Genomic DNA, 18143 nt, shown 5'->3' with positions numbered 1-18143 from the left:
TCCGGCCATCTCCCCCCGGGGCACCCGCAGTCGCTGGTCGACTGGGCCGCCCTCGGCACGCTGCGCGGCACCCTCGTCGTCCTCATGGGCGTCGACACCGCCCCCGCCATCGCCGCCGCCCTCATCGCGCACGGCCGCGCCCCGGCCACCCCGGTCGCGGTCGTGACCGACGGCTCCACCCCCACCCAGCGCGCCCTGCGCACCACCCTGGCCGACCTCCCCCGCACCCTCACCGAGCACGCGGTCCGCCCCCCGGCGGTCTGGGTCGTCGGCGAGGTGGTCCAGCTCACGTCAGCCGACCACGGGCGTGTTGCGGCGCGTCGGTGACGCCACGTGAACGGTCGTCGGACGGTCAGCCACGGGGCCGGACGAAGTCGTCCGCAGGCATGGTGACGCGCCGGATCGGCACCTAGCGTGGGCCCGTCCGGACGGACCCTCTCGTCACTCGACCAGTGACAGCCGCCCGGACGCCGCCGAACCACCCGCCGGATCCGTCCGGCACCGGACCGGGGACCCAACGCACCACCTGGGGTGAAGCGACCGAGCGGCCCGCACGGGCCGCCCGCCGCCGGGCGACTTCCCGCCCGAACCCGTCAGCTAACCCGGTAGGCGGCCGTGGAAGAAAGGAAGACCCGCCGAACATGGCGAGTTCGCTCAGCCCTGCCCACCGCCGCATCACCGGACGGCGGGCCCTGCTGGCCCTCGTGGCCGCCGGCGGCGTCGTCCTGGCGCCGCTCCCCGCCTCCGCCGCCCCCGAGCGGCCGGTCACCTCCCAGGAGGCCGCGGACCTCGTCGCCGCCCGCGCGCACGACCTGGAGGTGCTCACCGAGCGCTTCAACGAGACCCGGGAGCAGCTCAAGACGGCGCAGGCGGCCGCCGACGCGGCGGCCGAGGAGCTCACCGCCGCGCAGGCCGCCCTGGCCGAGGCCCGGGACCGGGTCCGCACGGTGGCCCGCAGCGCGTACACCGGTGAGCGGCTGGACACCGTCACGGCGATGCTGACCAGCGGCTCGCCCACGGAACTGATCGACCGGGTGGGCCTGCTCGACACGATCGCCGCCCACAACAACGGCGTGCTCGGGGAGGCCCGGACCGCCGGCGAGGATGCCGAGCGCGCCCGCGCGGACGCAGAGCAGGCTGCGGCGGACGCCCAGGCGCAGGTCGACCGCGTGAACGCCGAGCGAGCGCGCCTCGACGAGGAGATCGCCGTCTACCAGGCGCACTTCGACCGGCTGAGCGCCGAGGAGCAGCGAGCCTCCCGGGCCGCCGCCGAGCGGCACGCCGCCGAGGAGGCCGCGGCAGCCCAGGCCGCCGAGGCCGCCCAGCCCGCCGACGAGGCGCCGGCCGCCGCGCCGGCGCCGGCAGCCCCGGCCCCCGCCCCGGCCGCCGCGGCTCCTGCCCCGGCTCCGGCCCCCGCTCCCGCGCCGCCCGCGCCGGTGTCCGGCGGCAGCGGCGCGGCGCAGACCGCGGTGAACACCGCCATGGCCCAGATCGGCGACCCCTACGTGTGGGCGGCCCCGGGGCCGAACGCCTTCGACTGCTCGGGGCTGGTCCAGTACGCCTACGCGGCCGCGGGCATCAGCCTGCCGCACTCCAGCCGCATGCAGTCGACCATGGGCACGCCGGTCTCCCGGTCCGCCCTGCAGCCCGGTGACCTGGTGTTCTTCTACAGCCCGGTGAGCCACGTCGGCATCTACATCGGCAACGGCCAGATGGTGCACGCCGCCACGTCGGGGGTGCCGGTGAAGGTCGCGTCGATCGACTCGATGGGCGGCTACAACAGCGCCCGGCGGATCGCCGGCTGACCACCGGCGGTGTGACCGCACGCTGACTGCACCGGTGCACGGGGCGGCTCTGCCGTCCGGCGCACCGGTGCCTCGCGCGTGTCCGCCCGTCCCGCATGGGACGATCGCCTCTCGTGCGGGTCGGGACACGGGGCGAGCTGCCCCGCGAGGTCAGGGTCCTCGCGGTGATCGCCTTCGTCGTGGCCCTCGGCTTCGGCATCGTCGCGCCCGCGATCCCCCTGTTCGCCCGCTCCTTCGGGGTCGGGACCACCGCCGTCGGCCTGGCGGTCAGCGCCTTCGCGTTCTTCCGGTTCGTCTCCGCCTTCAGCGGCGGCACCCTGGTCGAGCGGTTCGGCGAGCGGCTCGTGCTCGCCTCCGGGCTGGTGATCGTCGCCGTCACCACCGGGCTCGCCGGGCTCGCGGGCTCCTTCCCGCTGTTCCTCGGGCTGCGGGCCGCCGGTGGCATCGGCAGCGCCATGTTCACCGTCGCGGCGCTCTCGCTGCTGCTGCGCGTGGCTCCGCCGTCGCACCGCGGCCGGGCCGCGGCCACCTGGCAGGGCGGCTTCATCCTCGGCGGCATCGCCGGGCCGGCCGCCGGCGGGCTGCTGGCCGAGCTCTCCCCCCGGCTGCCGTTCTTCCTCTACGCCGGATTCCTGCTGGTGGCCGGCGCGGTGGGCATCGCGCTCCTGCGCACCGCCGAGCCCGACCCGGCCGCGGCCCCGGCGGCCGACGTCGCCGGCCCCGACCTCGATGCCGGGCCGGTACGGCTGGCCAGCGCGCTGCGCTCCCGGGTCTACCTGGCCGCGCTGGTGGCCAACTTCGGCGTCGGCTGGGTGCTCTTCGGCGTCCGCAACTCCCTGGTGCCGCTCTACGTCACCGAGGAGCTGGGCCGGACGGTGGCCTGGGCCGGGGCCGGGCTGCTGGTCGGCTCGGTGGCGCAGGCGCTCGGTCTGCTCCGGTCGGGCCGGCTGGTCGACGGCTGGGGTCGCCGGCCCTCGCTGATCGCGGGCGCGGCGCTGGCGACGGCGGCCATGGCGGTCCTCGTCCTGCCGCCGTACCTCTGGGTCTTCCTGCTGTCCATGGCCGTCTTCGGGCTGGGCGCCTCACTGCTCGCCAGCGCCCCGGCGGCCCTGGTCGGTGACCTGAGTGCAGGGCGGGGCGGCCGGGTCGTCGCGGTGTTCCAGATGTCGGCGGACCTGGGTGCCATCGCCGGGCCCCTGATCGCGGGCTGGCTCACCGACGTGGCGGGCTTCCAGGTGGCGTTCGGGGTGAGCACCGCGGTGCTCGCGGCCGGCCTCCTCGGTGGGCTCGCCATCCCGCGCGAGGCCCCCCGCCCCGCGGTGGCCGGGGCGCGCTCCGCCTGACCCCGGCCGCCCGGCTCAGCGGCTGCGGTACAGCCGGGTGGTCAACGGCAGGAAGACCGCGGCCAGGGCGGCGGCCACCGCCAGCGAGACGCCGATCGCGACGACGTCCGGGGTGCCGTCCATCAGGGAGCGGCACGCCGTCGCCAGCACCGAGATCGGGTTGACGTCGACGAAGGCCTGCAGCGGCCCGGGAAGGGTGGCCGGGTCGACGAAGACGTTGGACAGGAACGTCAGCGGGAAGATGCTCATGAAGCCCGCGTTCATCACGGCGTTCGGGCTGCGCATGAGCAGGCCGAGCACCGAGAAGGCCCACGACAGCCCGAACGAGAAGACCACCACCAGGGCCAGCGCCGCCACGGCGCCGGCCACCCCCGCATCCGGGCGGTAGCCCAGGAGCACACCGACGACGATGATCACCGTGCCCGCCACGACGTACCGGACGCTGTCCCCGAGCAGCGAGCCCAGCAGCGGCGCCGGCCGCCAGATCGGCAGCGACCGGAAGCGGTCGACGACCCCCTTGGTCAGGTCGGTGTTGAGCGAGACGCCGGAGTAGACCGTGGTGAACAGCACCGACATCACCAGCAGCCCGGGCAGCGTGTAGTCCAGGTAGGCGCTGGTGGAGCCCGCGATGGCGCCGCCGAACAGGTACGTGAACATCAGCAGGAACATCACCGGCGTCACCGTGACGTCGAGCAGCTGCTCGGGGACGTGCTTGACCTTGAGCATCCCCCGCCAGCCGAACGTGAGAGCCGCCGACAGCGGCCCCGGCCGCGGCGGCCGCTCCCGGCCGGCGATCGCCCGGCGGACGGCCGCGGTGTCGGCGTCGGTGGTCGTGGTCGCTGTGCTCATGACGTCCGCTCCTCGAGCGTCGGTGCGGGTCCGGACGGGTCCTCGGCGCCGCGCCCGGTCAGGGCGAGGAAGACCTCGTCCAGGCTGGGCTGGTCGAGGGAGAAGTGGGCGATGCCGATGCCGGTCCGCGCCAGCTCGGCGATCCCCGCCGCCGCCCGGGCAGGGTCCGGGCAGACGGCCGACAGGGCAGCCGGGTCCGCCTCCAGGGTCACCGCGCCCAGGGCGCGTTCCAGGACGGCGGCGGCATCGGGGCGCCGGGCCGGGTCGAGCAGCCGCACGTGCAGCGCGCCGGTGCCGACCGACGCCTTGAGCTGGGCCGGCGTCCCCTCGGCGATCACCCGCCCCCGGTCGATCACCGCGATCCCGTCGGCGAGCTGGTCGGCCTCCTCGAGGTACTGCGTGCAGAGCAGGATCGTCGTCCCCTCGGTCACCAGCGCGCGGGCGATCTCCCACACCTGGTTGCGCGACCGCGGGTCCAGCCCGGTGGTCGGCTCGTCGAGGAACATCAGCCGCGGGGTGACCACGATGCTGGCCGCGATGTCCAGCCGGCGCCGCATCCCCCCGGAGTAGTGCTTCACCAGCTTGCCCGCGGCCGCGGCGATGCCGAAGGCGTCCAGCAGCTCGTCGGCGCGCGCCCGGGCCCCGGCGCGGGACAGCCCGAGGAGGCGGCCGAGCAGCACCAGGTTCTCCCGCCCGGTCAGCTCCTCGTCGACCGACGCGAGCTGCCCGGTCAGGCTCACCTGCGCACGCACCGCGTCGGCCTCCGCCACGACGTCGTACCCGAGCACCCGGGCGCTGCCCGAGTCGGGGCGGATGAGCGTGGCCAGCATCCGGATGGTGGTCGTCTTGCCCGCGCCGTTGGGCCCGAGGACGCCGTAGATGCTCCCCGCCGGCACGGTGAGGTCCAGCCCGCCCACCGCCTGGGTGTCCCCGTAGGTCTTGACCAGCGCTGTCGCCTCCACGGCCAGCGGTGCGTGCTGCGGCATGGGTACCTCATCCGGGTCGGTGTCGGCCGGTGTCGTCGTGATGTAGGACGAACTCTTCCCGGGGATCTCATCGGCGGCGAACGACTTTTCCGCCGCACCGCCGACCGGTGGGCCAGAAACCTCGCCGCTGCCCGTGTGACCCCACGCGCACCGGGGAAGGGGACGTCGGAGCGCGCAGGCGTCGTCGCGCACCGGAGCCGATGCCACGCCCAGGCAGCCCGACGGACCCCGCCGCGAGGAGGCACGCATGGACATCGCCGCGATGCGGGCGAGCTTCGCCAAGGCCGCGGCGACCGGCGACGAGGCACCGCTGTACTTCTACTCGCACCTGTTCCTGAGCCACCCGGAGACGCGGGCGATGTTCCCGGTGTCCATGGCCCACCAGCGCGACCGGTTCTTCCACGCGCTCGGCGAGGTGGTCTCCCACGTCGACGACCTGGACGCGCTGGTCCCCATCCTCAAGCAGCTCGGCCACGACCACCGCAAGTTCGGCACGCTGCCGGCGCACTACCCCGCGGTGATGCCCAGCCTGCTCGCGACGCTCGAGCACTTCGACGACGAGTGGGACGAGCACCGCGCCCGCACCTGGACCGAGGCCTACGAGCTCGTCGCCTCGGTCATGATCCAGGGGGCGGAGGAGTCCGGCGACCAGCCGGCCACCTGGCGGGCCGAGGTCGTGGCCCACGAACGCCGCGCCATCGACGTGGCGGTGCTCCAGGTGCGGCCCGAGGTGCCGGTCAACTACCTGGCCGGCCAGTCGCTGTCCCTGGAGATCGACCGCCGGCCGCGGCTCTGGCGCTACTACTCCCCCGCCAACGCCCCCCGCGACGACGGCACCCTGGAGCTGCACGTGAAGGCCCGCCCCGGCGGCCCGGTCAGCACCGCGCTCGTCCGCAGCACCGAGGAGGGCGACCTGCTGCGGCTGGGGCCCCCGCTGGGCGACCTCACGCTGGCCGGCGACTCCGACCGCGACCTCCTGCTCGTCGCCGGCGGCATGGGGCTGGCACCGCTGAAGGCCCTGGTCGACCAGGTGGCCCGGCAGGGTCCCGCCCGGCGGGTCGACCTCTTCGTCGGCGCCCGCACCGAGGACCAGCTCTACGACCGCGCCGCCCTGCAGGAGCTGCAGGCGGCCCACCCGTGGCTCGGCGTGACCTGCGCGGTCTCCGACGACGACCTGTCGGGGCTGGAGCGGGGCGACGTCGGTGACGTCGTCCTCCGGCACGGCCCGTGGCTCAGCCGGGAGGTGTTCGTGGCCGGCCCGGCGCCCATGGTGGAGGCGACCGTCAGCGGCCTCCTGCAGCACGGCGTGCCGCGGGAACGGGTGCGCAGCGAGGTGTTCGCCCCCAGCCGACCGGGGCCCAGTGCCGAGGGGAAGGTGACCGAATGACCACCACCGAGACGTCCGGGACCGGAGGGAACGCTCGGCGGCTCACGCCCGAGCAGATCCGGGGTGCGCGGTTCGCCGCGGGCACGATGCTGCACCCGGGGTACGACCAGGGCCAGGTCGACCGCTTCCAGGAGCTGGTGGCCGCGGAGGTGAGCACCCTGGTCGGCGAGCGCGAGCAGCTGCACCGGCAGGTGGCGGAGCTGCAGCAGCGCCTGGACGGCATCACGGTCCCCGAGCCCCCCAGCGAGCAGGCGGTCCGCATCCTCGCCAGCGCCCAGCAGACGGCGGACGAGTACGTCGCCGAGGCGGAGGACTTCAGCCGGCAGATGACCGCGGAGGCCCGCGACCAGTACGAGGAGCAGCTGCGGCTGGCGCGCGAGAACGCCGGCGCGATCATGCAGGCGGCGCAGGAGGCGGCCGCCCGGCTCACCGGGGGCACCGCCGGTGACGGCGGCGGCGACGCCGTCGGGCAGCGGACCGCCGCCGAGCTCGAGGAGCAGGTGGCGTTCCTCAAGGCGTTCGCCCAGGCCTGCCGGGCGCAGCTGCGGGCCTACCTGGAGGCCCTGCTCACCGACGTCGAGACCGAGTGGGGCCGCGTCGACCCGGCGCTGGCCCCGGAGGCGCTCGCCGCCGCGGAGCCGGGCCGGCGACCGGGCTCCTCCGCGACGCAACGCACCGCCTTCCACTCCAACAGCGCCGAGGGGACGGCGCGGTCCGAGGAGGACGCCGAGAGCCGGGCGGCGCGCGCGGGCGCCCCCGCCTCCGGCTCCTGACCCGCTGCCGCCCGGCCGGCCGACCGCCCGCGGTGCGCCGTCACCGCGCGGGCGGAGCGCCCCGGCGGCTGCCCCGGGGTGCGCGGACGGCCGCCCGCGGCGGCAGGTCCCAGCAGGCGCCCAGCTCCCGGTCCACCACGGGGTGCAGCCGGTCCAGCCCGCCGCCGGGGTACGGGGTCAGCTCGCCGAACCAGAGCTCGCCGTCGACGTCGTAGAGGTCCACGCGCACGAAGTCGAACTCCCGGCCGAGCTCCTCCGCCACCGCCCGCATCGCCGGGTAGCTCGCCGGCGGGGGCTCGGCCGGCCCCAGGGTCAGCCCCGGGTCGACGTACGGCAGCGGCGACCACTCCGCGGTGTAGAGCCGGCGCCGGTGCCCAGCGCTGAACCGGCCGGTGTCCACCTGCACCAGCTGCACCCGGCCGCCGAACACCAGCAGCTTGTGGTCGGCGGGCGGGACGCCGGGGCGGCCGAGGAGTTCCTCCACGAGCAGCAGGCGCCGGGCCCGGCTGTACACCCACTCCCCCCGGGTGCGGAACAGCGGCTCGTCCAGCCAGCCCGCGGTGGCCTCCCGCAGGGCAGCGACGTCGGGCCGTCCGGAGGCCAGCCGCACCCGCATGGTCCCGTGGTTGGGCTTGAGCACCCAGTGCCCGGGCAGCGGCACCCCAGCCAGGTCGGCGACGTCCGTGCCCGCCCAGAGGACGCGGGGCACCCGCAGCTCCGGGCAGACCCGTGCGGCGTACGCCTTCATCGCCAGCTTGTCGCCGAGCTGCGCGATCAGCGGGCGGCGGTCGTGCACCACCCGCCAGTTGACCTTCTCGGTGAAGGTCCGCGGCGGGCGGCGGGGGAACCGGCCGTGCGCCTCCCGGAAGAGCAGGGCCCGCTTCGCCGGCAGCGGCAACCGGTGGACCACCTCGCGGGGCAGCCTGTCCAGCACCCGACGCACCGCCCCTCGACCCGCCGCGCTCCGCCCGGCTCCCGGCCGCCCAGTCTGCCGAGCCGCCCGCGCCCCGGCGTCCTAGGGTCAGGAGTCGTGCGCACCGCAGGAGCCCCCCGCTGAACCCCGTCCCTCCTGCCGCCCGGGTCGGGTTCGTCGCGAAGGACCCGTGGCACCCCGCGATCCGCCGCGAGCAGATGATCGCCCGGGAGCTGGTCCGCCGGGGCGGCCGTGTCCGCTTCGTCCAGGCCCCGGCGGACGTCCACCGGGTGCGCACCGACCCGGGGAACTGGTGGCGGCACCTGCGGGCGGCGCGGTTCGCCGAGGTCTGCGGCGGCGTCACCGTGACCGAGCGCTCCACGGTCCTGCCCGGCTCCCGGGGTGCCCTGGCCGAGCGGGTGGACGCCGGGCTCCTGGGCGGCTTCCTCCGCCGCTCGGGCTGGGCCGAGGACGTCACCGTCCTCATGCTGCCGTGGGACTGGCGGGCCACCCGCGGCCTCGGTGGCCGCGTGGTCTTCGACTGCACCGACGACTGGTCCCGGCTCCTCCCGCACGCCCGCAACGTCCCGGCCCAGCTGCGCCGGATCGCCGACGAGGCCGACGAGATCGTCGTGGTGAACCCGGTCCTCGCCGGGCTGTTCCCCGGTCGGCGCCCGGTCGTCGTCCCGAACGGCACCGACGAGGCGCTGCTGACCGCGCCGCGCGCCGCACCCCGCGGGGAGCGGCACGCCGTCTACGTGGGCAGCGTCGCGGAGCGCTTCGACGTCGACCTGGTCCGGGCCGTGCTCACCGCGCTGCCCGACTGGACCCTCGCCGTGCACGGCCAGCTGGTGTTCCCCGACCGCTCGGCCCCGGCCCGCGCGCGCTTCCTCGCGCTGGAGGGCGAGTTCCCCGGGCGCTTCACCTACCGGGGGCTGACGCCCCGCACCCGGCTGCCGGCCGTGCTGGACGCCGCCCGCGTCGCCCTGGTCCCCGACGTCGCGGCACGGGCGCTCGGGCAGTCGTCGATGAAGACCTACGACTACTCCGCCCGAGGCCTGCCCGTGGTGGCCACCGCCGGGCACCTCGAGCACTCCGGCGAGGTGCCGCCGCACACAGCGGTCGTCTCCGGCGCCGACGAGATGGTCGAGGCGCTGCGCGCGGCCGCCACGGAGCCGCCGGGCCGGGCCGACGAGCGCCGGGCCTGGGCGGCGGGACGCACCTGGGCCCACCGCACCGACGACTGGCTGACCGCGGTGACCGGCCGGCCGGCCGGCACGGTCCGCCCGCCGGTGCCCGTCTAGGGCCGCTCCGCACCGAGCGAGCGGACGACGCGCGCGGGGTTCCCGACGGCCACCACGTCCGGTGGCAGGTCGCGGGTGACCACCGAGCCCGCCCCCACGACGGTGCGCGCGCCGACGGTCACGCCCGGCAGCACGATCACGCCGCCGCCGAGCCAGACGTCGTCGCCCAGGGTGATCGGCGCCCCCTGCTGCCAGCCGGCCCGGCGGAGCCCGGCGTCCACGGGGTGGCCGGCGGTCAGCAGCTGGACCCCCGGGCCGAGCTGCACGTGGTCCCCGAGGGTGATGGAGCCGACGTCGAGGAAGACGCCACCCCAGTTGACGAAGCAGAACGCGCCGACGGAGATGCGGTAGCCGTAGTCGCAGCGGAAGTCCGAGCGGATCGTCGTGCCGCCGCCGACCGACCCCAGCAGCTCGGTGAGCAGGGTGTGCCGGGCCACGCCGTCGGACTCGGCGTTGTAGCGGGCCAGGAGGGCCGCGGCCCGCCGGCCGTCGGCGGCGAGGTCGGGATCGTCGGGCCGGTAGGGCCGGCCCGACAGCATCCGATCCTTCATCCCGCCCATGGCTGCACGCTAGCCAGGCCGCCGCGATAGGTTCGCCCGGTCCGTACCGAGCCGGGAGGCCGCGCGATGCCCGATGTCCTGCTCGTCCTCCTCGTCGTGGTCCTCGTGGCCCTCGCCGTGCTCGCCGTGGTGATCCTCGTGCTCCGCCGCCGGAACCTGGCCCGGGCCGCCGGACCGCGGCCCCGCGTCGACCCCCTGGCCGACGAGCCCGACGTCTACGACCCGCACGCCATCGGCGTCGGTGACGTGATCACGTACGCGGGCGTCGACCACGTGGTCCGCGGCACGATCGTCCTCGACGAGGGTGGGATGACCTGGCGCGAGCACCTGCTCGACGGGTCGACCGGCCGCCGCTGGCTCACCGTCGAGGACGACGAGGGTGAGCTCGAGATGACGCTGTGGATGCGCCGCGAGGGCACGAACCTCGTGCCCGAGGGCGACGTGATCCTCGACGACCGCGTGCACCGCCAGATCGAACGGGGCCGGGCCGGCTACACCGCCGAGGGCACCACCGGCACCCCGCCGAGCGGCACCGTCGAGTACGCCGACTACGCCACGGCGGACAAGACCGGCCTGCTGGCCTTCGAGCGCTGGGCACCCACCCAGTCCTGGGAGGTCTCCACCGGCCGGGCCGTCAGCCGCGGCGAGCTCACGGTCTACCACCGCACCCCCGACGCATGAGCCTGCACGTGCTCGACGTGGAGCCGCGCGACGTCTCCGCGACGGCGCTCGGCCTGGTGCTCGACGGACCGCCGGCCGAGCCGCTCGCACGGCTCCGGCTGGACGACGGCCGGGGTGGCTCGATCACGCTGGGGGTGCTCGGCGCCTCGCACGTGGTCATCGCCGCCCTCCCCGGCTGCCGGCTGACCGAGGAGGTCTCCTGCGACGCCGTCGGCGCCGGCGGCGATCCGCTGCCGCGGAGCACCCGGTCCGGCGGCTACGCGCTCACCTCCTCGGTCACCACCGTGACCCGGACCGAGCTGGACGCGAGCGCGCTGCGGCTGCGCGACCGGGCCGGCGCCGACCCCGCGTGGCTCTGCGGCGCCTTCCCCGGGGCGGCCGGGGCCCTGACCGCCCTCACCGCGCGGCCCCTGGCCGGCGGCGGATGGGCGTGGCGGACCTGGCACCTCTACCCCGCCGGCGAGACCGGCGAGGTCGTCACCACACGAACCAGGTGGGCACCGTGAGAGACCTGCACCGGGTGTTCGGCCTCCTGCTGGCCGCCGCCGTCCTGCTCGCCGGCTGCGGGACCGGGACCCCCATCCGCGCCCACCTCGAGAACACCTACGAGCGGACCGAGATCGTCGGCGACGCCGCCGTCTACGCCTCGCCCGACCCGGTGGGCACCACGACCGCGGCCATCGCCGACGCCGTCCCGCCCGCGGAGCGGCAGGCCGACGGCGGCAACGAGTACCTGCGCTACGACGACGACATCGTCATCGTCAGCACCGCGACCGCCGGCAGCACCGTGCGCGTCGAGGACCTCGACGGCCGGTACCGCAGCGGCTTCTTCGCCTTCCTCGGGCCGGGCTTCCGGCCGGGCTCCCCCGCCGGCACGGGCGGCGGCGGCGGCCCCGGGGACGCCAAGTGATCCCGCCCGTGCGCGCCTCCACCACCTCCGAGACCGGGAGCGACCCCACGTGACCTCGACCTACCAGGCCCTGCAGTTCGGCCACGTCGACGCCGACCTGCTGACCCAGGGTGTCGTGGCGACGCTGCTGTTCTTCGTCATCGGGGTCGGCGTGCTGGCCCTCGGCTTCCTCGCGCTCGACCTCATCACGCCGGGCAACCTGCGCACCCAGGTCTACCTCGACCACAACCCGAACGCGGCGATCCTGCTGGCCGCCAACCACCTCGCGCTGGCGATCATCGTGGTCACGGCGATCATGACCAGCGCCGACAACCTGGGCCAGGGGCTGGTGGACACGGCGGTCTACGGCCTGGTCGGCGTGCTGCTGCAGGCCCTGGCCCTGCGGGTGCTGGACGCGGTCATCCCCGCCGACCTGCGCGCCCTGGTGAACGAGCCGCGGATGCGCGGATCGGCCTGGGCGGTCGCCGTCAGCCTGGTCGCGATCGGCGCGGTCAACGCCGCCGCGCTGTCCTGAGACCGTGACGGCGTCCGCGCGCGAGGTGCCGGCGACCGCGCCCGCCGCGGCGGGCGGCGGAGTGCGCTCGCGCCCCCTGCTGCTGGCGGCCGTCGCGGTCTGCGCGGCGTGCGGGCTGATCTACGAGCTGGTGCTGCTCACCCTGTCGGCGAGCCTCACCGGCGGTGGGATCACCCAGACCTCGCTCATCGTGGCCGGGTTCGTCGCGGCGCTCGGCGCGGGCGCGCTGCTGGTGAAGCCGTTCCTCGGGCACGCCGCCGCGACCTTCGTGGCGGTGGAGATCGCGCTCGGCATCGTGGGTGGGCTGAGCGCGGTGACGCTCTACGTCTCGTTCTCCTTCTACGGGACCAGCAGCGCCGTCCTGCTGACCGGCACCGCCGTGATCGGGATCCTCGTGGGTGCCGAGGTACCGCTGCTCATGACCCTGCTGCAGTCCGGGCGCAGCGGCATCGACGCGCGCGGCTCGGGCTCGGTGCTCGCCGACCTCAACGCCGCCGACTACGCCGGCGCCCTGCTCGGCGGCCTGGCCTGGCCGTTCGTCCTGCTGCCCCTGGCCGGCCAGATCCGGGGCGCGGCCCTCACCGGGGTGCTCAACCTCCTGGCCGCGGCGGTCGTGGCCGCCTTCGTCCTCCGCGGGGAGCTCACCCCCCGTGCCCGCCGCACCGCCACCGCGGCGCTGCTCGCCGCGGCCGCCGTCCTCGGGGTGCTGCTCCTCCGGGCCGGCGACATCGAGACCACCGCCCGGCAACGGCTCTACGCCGACCCCGTGGTGACCGCCCAGCGGTCGGACTACCAGGAGATCGTGCTCACCGAGCGCGGCGACGACACCCGGCTCTACCTGGACGGCGACCTGCAGTTCTCCAGCCGCGACGAACACCGCTACACGGAGGCGCTCGTCCACCCGGTGCTGGCCCGCGATCCCGGGCGGGTGCTGATTCTCGGCGGCGGGGACGGCCTCGCCGCGCGCGAGGTGCTGCGCCACCCGACGGTCCGCGAGGTCGTGCAGGTGGAGCTGGACCCGGCGGTCGTCGACCTCGCGCGGGCCCGGCTGGCCGGGCTCAACGCCGGCGCGCTGGACGACCCGCGGGTCGAGGTCGTGCTGGAGGACGCCTTCCGCTGGCTGCGCTCCCCGGCCGCCACGGGGTTCGACGCGGTGGTCGTGGACATGCCCGACCCGGACACCCCGGTCCTCGGCCGGCTCTACTCGACCGAGTTCTACGGGCTCGTCGGCGCCGCCCTGGCGCCCGGTGGGCTGGTCACGGTGCAGGCCGGCAGCCCCTACTCGACGCCGACCGCCTTCTGGCGCACCGTCTCGACCCTGGACGCCGCCGGGCTCGCGGCCACGCCGTACCACGTGCACGTGCCGAGCTTCGGCGACTGGGGCTTCGCCGTGGCGCAGTCCGGCGGGACCCCGCCCGGGCTCGCCCTCTCCCCCGCGGCCCCGCCGCTGCGGTTCCTCGACGACGCGGTCCTGCAGGCCTCCGGCGTCTTCCCGGCCGACCGGCGCCCGCAGCGCCTGGAACCGTCCACCCTCGACCGGCCGCGGATCGTCGACGACATGCGCAGCGGCTACGTGGGCTGACGCATGTAGCGTTCTCGTCGTGGGCCGCCCTTCCGGGCCGCTCGTCCGGGTCGCGTGCCCGGACCCGCTGGACGCCGCCCGAGGGCCGGCCGCCGCGGGACGCAGACCGAACGAGGAGAGTGCCACCGTGGCCGCCGCCACCGACGCAGCCGAACGACACGAGGCCGGCCCGGCCGCGCAGTCGGCCCTCGCCGAGGCCGCCCGCCGGCGGACCTTCGCCGTCATCAGCCACCCCGACGCCGGCAAGTCCACGCTCACCGAGGCCCTGGCGCTGCACGCCCGGGTCATCGGCCAGGCGGGCGCGGTGCACGGCAAGGCCGGCCGCCGCGGCACGGTGTCGGACTGGATGGACATGGAGAAGGCCCGCGGCATCTCCATCACCTCCGCCGCGCTGCAGTTCGAGTACCGCGACGCGGTGATCAACCTGCTCGACACCCCCGGCCACGCCGACTTCTCCGAGGACACCTACCGGGTGCTCACCGCCGTCGACGCCGCCGTCATGCTGGTCGACGCCGCCAAGGGCCTCGAGACGCAGACGATGAAGCTGTTCGCCGTCTGCAAGCACCGCGGCATCCCGATCGTCACCGTGGTCAACAAGTGGGACCGCCCCGGCAAGGACGCCCTCGAGCTCATGGACGAGATCGCCGAGCGCACCGGGCTCACCCCCACGCCGCTGACCTGGCCGGTCGGCATCGCCGGCGACTTCCGCGGCGTCCTCGACCGGCGCGACGGCACCTTCCGCCGCTTCACCCGCACCGCCGGCGGCGCGACGATCGCCCCCGAGGAGCTGCTGACCGCGGCCGAGGCCACCGCCCGGGAGGGCGACGTCTGGCGGCAGGCGCAGGAGGAGGCCGAGCTGCTCGAGGCCACCGGGGCCGAGCACGACCAGGACTCGTTCCTCTCCGGCGTCACGACTCCGGTGCTGTTCGCCTCCGCGGTCTCCAACTTCGGCGTCGGTGCGCTGCTGGACACGCTGGTCGACCTCGCCCCCGCACCGTCGGGCCGGCCCGACGCCGAGGGCGCGGTCCGCGACCTGGACGAACCGTTCAGCGCGTTCGTCTTCAAGGTGCAGTCGGGGATGGACGCCGCACACCGCGACCGGCTCGCCTACATCCGCATCTGCTCCGGGGTGTTCGAGCGCGGCATGGTCGTCACCCACGGCCGCACCGGGCGCCCGTTCACCACCAAGTACGCGCAGCACGTGTTCGGCCGGGAGCGGGAGAGCATCGAGACCGCCTACCCCGGCGACGTCGTCGGGCTGGTCAACGCCTCGGCCCTGGGCGTCGGCGACAGCCTGTACGTCGAGCGGCCGGTCGCCTTCCCGCCGCTGACCACCTTCGCCCCGGAGCACTTCGCCGTCGTCCGCAGCCGGGACACCGCCAAGCACAAGCAGTTCCGCAAGGGCATCGAGCAGCTGGACTCCGAGGGGGTCGTCCAAGTGCTGCGCTCGGACCGCCGCGGCGACGGCTCCCCGGTCCTGGCCGTCGTCGGGCCGATGCAGTTCGAGGTCGCCACGCACCGCATGGAGCACGAGTTCCACGCCCCCGTCGCGCTGGACCGGCTGCCCTACAGCCTGGCCATGCGCACCGACGAGGAGTCCCTCCCGCTGATCGCCTCCTCCGGCGGCGTCGAGGTGGTGCGGCGGACCAGCGGCGAGCTGCTGGCGCTGTTCCCCGACAAGTGGGCGCTCCGGATGCTGCAGCAGCGGCACCCGCGGGTGACCCTCGAGCCGCTGGTGGCCGCGCAGCTGGCGTGAGCCCGGGCCTGAGCGGGCCGCTCACGGCCGGAGCGCGTCGTAGACCTCCTGCGCGCGGTCGAAGACGAAGAAGTGCCCCTCCCCGGGCAGCCAGCGCGCCGAGCAGCGGGGCAGCATCGCGCTGAGGACCTGCCCGAGGACGACGGGGACCTGCCAGTCCTGCGTGCCGTGCCACAGGTGCACCTGCTGGCGGATGCCCGACAGCGGGAAACCCCACGGCCGGAACAGCAGGGCCCGGTCCTCCGCGAGCACGGCGCTGCCGTTGCGCAGTCCTTCGGTGAAGGTGTCGGCCAGGACCCGCCGGACGACCGGGCGCCCGATCACCCGCCGATCGGCCGCGTTGAGCCGCAGCTGCAGGTAGCGGGGGATCATCGCCGGCCGCAGCCCGATCGGGGCGAGCACCGGGCGCAGCACGGCCGCCAGCCGGGCCGGTCGGTGCAGGGCCGCCCGCAGCTGCCCGGGGATCCAGCGCGGCCAGGGCCACGGGACGTCCGGCGGCGGCGCGCCGCCGAGGATCCCGACGGTCGACACGCGCTCCCCGAGCTCGTGGGCGCAGGCCAGCGCGTACGCGGCGCCACCGGAGAGGCTGAGCACCGCGCACCGGTCGATGCCGAGGTGGTCCAGCAGCTGGGCGACGTCGTCGGGCCAGTCCGCGACCCGGCGGCCGGGCTGCGGGTCCGAGCGCCCGAAGCCGGGACGGTCGGGGACGATGAACCGCACGCCCCACCGCCGGTAGTCCTCCGGGTCCTCGACGTGCCGCTCCAGCCGGGAGCTGGGCGACCCGTGGCAACCCAGCACCGGCCGGCCCTCCGGATCGCCGTACTCCGCGTACGCGAGCGTGCGGCCGTCGCGGAGCCGCAGGGTGCTGTCCCGGAGCTGTGGTGCGCTCTGCATGACTGCGCCCCTACCCGGGCCGGGCGGAACCTCACCGTCCGGCCCGGCTCGTGCCCCTCCGTGCGAGGGTGGTGGGCCGCTTCCGGGATCCCGGTGGGCACCGCGCCTCCCCCGAGCGGAGGTGTGCCGGTCATCTGCGCGGGTAGCTGTCACCGGTGCCCACATCGAGACAGCCGTCGGCCGCCGGCGTGCTGGCACGGAGCGTGCTCGCCGGCATCGGCGGCACCGTCGTCATGACGGCCTTCCAGGAGTTCGTCGAGATGCCGCTGACCCGCCGCGGCGAGAGCTACGCGCCGGCCGACTTCGCCCAGAAGGTGCTGCCCGTCGCCCCGGAGACCGCGCGGGGTCGTCGGCGGCTGAACTGGGCCACGCACTTCTCGCTGGGGGCGATGTGGGGTGCCGCCTACGGCGTCGCCGCACTCCGGGGAGCCCGCGGCCAGAAGGCGGTGAACGCCGTCTTCGCGACCGTCTACCCCGGAGACGTGCTGCTCAACGCCGCGTTGGGGCTGTACCACCCCACGCGGTGGTCGAGACGCGACCTCGTGGTGGACCTCGTGGACAAGTACGTCCAGGCGCAGGCCACCGGCGCGGTCTTCGAGCGGCTGCTCGATCCCGCCGGACGGCACTGAGCGGAGATCTTCGTGCGCCCGCGTTCCAGCCGTGCTGGTGCGCTCGGGCGCGAGCGGCTTCGGGAGGCCAGGTGACAGGCACGGACACGGCACGACGGCGGGTGGCGATCGTCACCGGCGCGAGCAGCGGACTGGGGCGGGCGGTGGCGCTCCGGTTGGCGCGTGACGGGTACCGCGTGGCCCTCCTCGCACGCGACGCCGGTGACCTCTCCGCCGTCGAGCGTGAGGTGGAGCAAGGGGGTGGAACCGCTCTCAGCGCGGCGGTGGATCTCGCCGGCGCGGCGGAGACCCGGACCGCCGTCGAGGAGGTCGTCGCGGCCTGGGGATCGGTGGACGTCCTGGTCAACGCCGCCGGCACCGACGTCCCCGGCAGCGTCGAGCAGACGACGATCGAGGACTGGGACCGTGTCCTCGCGGTGAACCTGCGCGCCCCCTTCGTGCTGAGCAAGGCCGTCTTCCCGCACCTGCGCGCAGCCGGCGGGGGCACGATCGTGAACATCTCGTCGGTCGCAGGGCTCCGCGGGTGGGCGAACGCGGCGGCCTACTGCTCCTCGAAGTTCGCCCTCACCGGCTTGACGCAGTCGCTGGCCGCCGAGGGGCGGGCGCACGGCATCCGGGCGTGCGTGCTCTACCCCGGCGCGATGGCGACGTCCTGGGGCGCGTGGGACCCGGCGGACCGCCGCACGACCGGCCGCGAGGGCGCGGAGACGCCGGCCACCGACGCCCTGCCGGCCGGTCACGTCGCCGACCTCGTCGCGTGGGTGGTCAGCGCACCGGACCACCTGGTCCTCAACCAGGTCACGGTGACGCCGCTGCACGAGCAGGGCTGGCCGTGACCGCGGCGGCCGGGGCCGCTGGCCACCGGGCGCGCTTGCTAGCTTGCCGGCATGGCGATCGATCCCCGCGGGGCGGACCTGAAGCGCTACCTGCAGGAGGACCCGGGCGGGCCCGTCGTGATGCTCAACCTGCTCCGGTTCGCCGAGGGTGGCCGGGAACTGTACGCCCAGTACGCCGAGGCGCTCTCCACGACGTTCCTCCCCCGGTACGGCGGCGAGGTGCTCTACGCCGGTGAAGGGTCGACGCCGCTGGTGGCCGAGGCAGGTCAGGCCTGGGACGCGGTGCTGCTGGTCCGCTACCCCTCGCGGGAGGCCTTCAGCCGCATGGTCGCCGACCCGGAGTACCAGCAGGTGACCGGGCTGCGCACCCGCGCCCTCACCGAGGCCGTGCTGCAGGCCACCACCGCCTGGTGACCGGCTG

20 protein-coding genes and 1 riboswitch are annotated in these 18143 nt (G+C 75.5%); of the genes, 15 read left to right on the top strand and 5 right to left on the bottom strand.

All coding sequences use genetic code 11. From position 1 onward, the window contains the following. The 3 genes from ACI79S_RS18040 to ACI79S_RS18030 form a co-directional block, all read left to right on the top strand. Positions 1 to 327 (top strand): SAM-dependent methyltransferase (locus tag ACI79S_RS18040; RefSeq protein WP_456594818.1); only part of this gene is annotated, 327 nt, incomplete at its 5' end. A 146-nt stretch (positions 328 to 473) separates the two neighbouring features. Then, a riboswitch (cyclic di-AMP (ydaO/yuaA leader) is annotated at positions 474 to 627 on the top strand. Positions 628 to 641: 14 nt separating this feature from the next. Next, complete coding sequence (locus ACI79S_RS18035) at positions 642 to 1805, top strand: C40 family peptidase (RefSeq protein WP_456594817.1); 1164 nt, start codon at positions 642 to 644, stop codon at positions 1803 to 1805. A 113-nt stretch (positions 1806 to 1918) separates the two neighbouring features. Continuing rightward, the gene (locus ACI79S_RS18030) at positions 1919 to 3148 is read left to right on the top strand and encodes an MFS transporter (RefSeq protein WP_456594816.1); all 1230 of its coding nucleotides are present in this window, start codon (positions 1919 to 1921) and stop codon (positions 3146 to 3148) included. A 15-nt stretch (positions 3149 to 3163) separates the two neighbouring features. Here the strand turns inward: ACI79S_RS18030 and ACI79S_RS18025 are convergent, their stop codons facing one another. Continuing rightward, on the bottom strand, positions 3164 to 3997 hold the full coding sequence (locus ACI79S_RS18025) for an ABC transporter permease (protein WP_456594815.1): 834 nt from the start codon (positions 3995 to 3997) through the stop codon (positions 3164 to 3166). Beyond that, on the bottom strand, positions 3994 to 4983 hold the full coding sequence (locus ACI79S_RS18020; RefSeq protein ID WP_456594814.1) for an ATP-binding cassette domain-containing protein: 990 nt from the start codon (positions 4981 to 4983) through the stop codon (positions 3994 to 3996). Before ACI79S_RS18020 ends, ACI79S_RS18025 begins: the two co-directional genes overlap by 4 nt. Positions 4984 to 5230: 247 nt before the next feature. Between ACI79S_RS18020 and ACI79S_RS18015 the strand changes: the two genes are divergently transcribed. After that, a complete protein-coding gene (locus ACI79S_RS18015; protein WP_456594813.1) occupies positions 5231 to 6370 on the top strand; it encodes a globin domain-containing protein in 1140 nt (379 codons plus the stop codon). After that, positions 6367 to 7143, top strand: coding sequence for a DivIVA domain-containing protein (locus ACI79S_RS18010; RefSeq protein WP_456594812.1), 777 nt, complete (start codon positions 6367 to 6369; stop codon positions 7141 to 7143). Before ACI79S_RS18015 ends, ACI79S_RS18010 begins: the two co-directional genes overlap by 4 nt. A 40-nt stretch (positions 7144 to 7183) precedes the next feature. On the opposite strand, the gene ACI79S_RS18005 is transcribed toward ACI79S_RS18010, so the two are convergent. Then, positions 7184 to 8077 (bottom strand): ATP-grasp fold amidoligase family protein, encoded by an 894-nt coding sequence (locus tag ACI79S_RS18005; RefSeq protein ID WP_456594811.1) that lies wholly within the window; start codon positions 8075 to 8077, stop codon positions 7184 to 7186. Positions 8078 to 8274: 197 nt separating this feature from the next. Here ACI79S_RS18005 and ACI79S_RS18000 point away from each other — a divergent pair, with 197 nt between their 5' ends. Continuing rightward, positions 8275 to 9360, top strand: coding sequence for a glycosyltransferase family protein (locus ACI79S_RS18000; RefSeq protein WP_456594810.1), 1086 nt, complete (start codon positions 8275 to 8277; stop codon positions 9358 to 9360). On the opposite strand, the gene ACI79S_RS17995 is transcribed toward ACI79S_RS18000, so the two are convergent. Beyond that, positions 9357 to 9920 (bottom strand): sugar O-acetyltransferase, encoded by a 564-nt coding sequence (locus ACI79S_RS17995; RefSeq protein ID WP_456594809.1) that lies wholly within the window; start codon positions 9918 to 9920, stop codon positions 9357 to 9359. The two genes, ACI79S_RS18000 and ACI79S_RS17995, sit on opposite strands and share 4 nt — an antisense overlap. Positions 9921 to 9986: 66 nt before the next feature. Between ACI79S_RS17995 and ACI79S_RS17990 the strand changes: the two genes are divergently transcribed. The 6 genes from ACI79S_RS17990 (at position 9987) to ACI79S_RS17965 (ending at position 15363) form a co-directional block, all read left to right on the top strand. After that, the gene (locus tag ACI79S_RS17990; protein WP_456594808.1) at positions 9987 to 10601 is read left to right on the top strand and encodes a DUF4178 domain-containing protein; all 615 of its coding nucleotides are present in this window, start codon (positions 9987 to 9989) and stop codon (positions 10599 to 10601) included. Next, complete coding sequence (locus ACI79S_RS17985) at positions 10598 to 11107, top strand: DUF2617 family protein (RefSeq protein WP_456594807.1); 510 nt, start codon at positions 10598 to 10600, stop codon at positions 11105 to 11107. Before ACI79S_RS17990 ends, ACI79S_RS17985 begins: the two co-directional genes overlap by 4 nt. Continuing rightward, positions 11104 to 11511, top strand: coding sequence for a DUF4247 domain-containing protein (locus ACI79S_RS17980; protein WP_456594806.1), 408 nt, complete (start codon positions 11104 to 11106; stop codon positions 11509 to 11511). Before ACI79S_RS17985 ends, ACI79S_RS17980 begins: the two co-directional genes overlap by 4 nt. Positions 11512 to 11560: 49 nt before the next feature. Further along, the gene (locus tag ACI79S_RS17975; protein ID WP_456594805.1) at positions 11561 to 12025 is read left to right on the top strand and encodes a DUF350 domain-containing protein; all 465 of its coding nucleotides are present in this window, start codon (positions 11561 to 11563) and stop codon (positions 12023 to 12025) included. 4 nt (positions 12026 to 12029) lie between these two features. After that, positions 12030 to 13607, top strand: a complete 1578-nt coding sequence (locus tag ACI79S_RS17970) for a polyamine aminopropyltransferase (protein ID WP_456594804.1) — start codon at positions 12030 to 12032, stop codon at positions 13605 to 13607. 127 nt (positions 13608 to 13734) lie between these two features. Next, the gene (locus ACI79S_RS17965; protein WP_456594803.1) at positions 13735 to 15363 is read left to right on the top strand and encodes a peptide chain release factor 3; all 1629 of its coding nucleotides are present in this window, start codon (positions 13735 to 13737) and stop codon (positions 15361 to 15363) included. 21 nt (positions 15364 to 15384) lie between these two features. Here ACI79S_RS17965 and ACI79S_RS17960 read toward each other — a convergent pair whose 3' ends face one another. Further along, positions 15385 to 16257 carry an alpha/beta fold hydrolase gene (locus tag ACI79S_RS17960; RefSeq protein WP_456594802.1) on the bottom strand — a complete coding sequence of 291 codons (873 nt, stop codon included), beginning with the start codon at positions 16255 to 16257 and terminating at the stop codon, positions 15385 to 15387. A 155-nt stretch (positions 16258 to 16412) separates the two neighbouring features. Here ACI79S_RS17960 and ACI79S_RS17955 point away from each other — a divergent pair, with 155 nt between their 5' ends. The 3 genes from ACI79S_RS17955 (at position 16413) to ACI79S_RS17945 (ending at position 18136) form a co-directional block, all read left to right on the top strand. Next, entirely contained in the window at positions 16413 to 16886 is a 474-nt protein-coding gene (locus ACI79S_RS17955; RefSeq protein ID WP_456594801.1) for a hypothetical protein, read from the top strand. A 71-nt stretch (positions 16887 to 16957) separates the two neighbouring features. Beyond that, the gene (locus ACI79S_RS17950; protein WP_456594800.1) at positions 16958 to 17722 is read left to right on the top strand and encodes an SDR family oxidoreductase; all 765 of its coding nucleotides are present in this window, start codon (positions 16958 to 16960) and stop codon (positions 17720 to 17722) included. Between the two features lie 51 nt (positions 17723 to 17773). Further along, a complete protein-coding gene (locus ACI79S_RS17945; protein WP_456594799.1) occupies positions 17774 to 18136 on the top strand; it encodes a DUF1330 domain-containing protein in 363 nt (120 codons plus the stop codon). Positions 18137 to 18143 lie beyond the last annotated feature (7 nt).

This window comes from Blastococcus sp. SYSU DS1024 (genome assembly GCF_054050795.1).
Note: the sequence above shows the minus strand (reverse complement) of the source record. Positions and strands in the feature narration are given on the sequence as shown.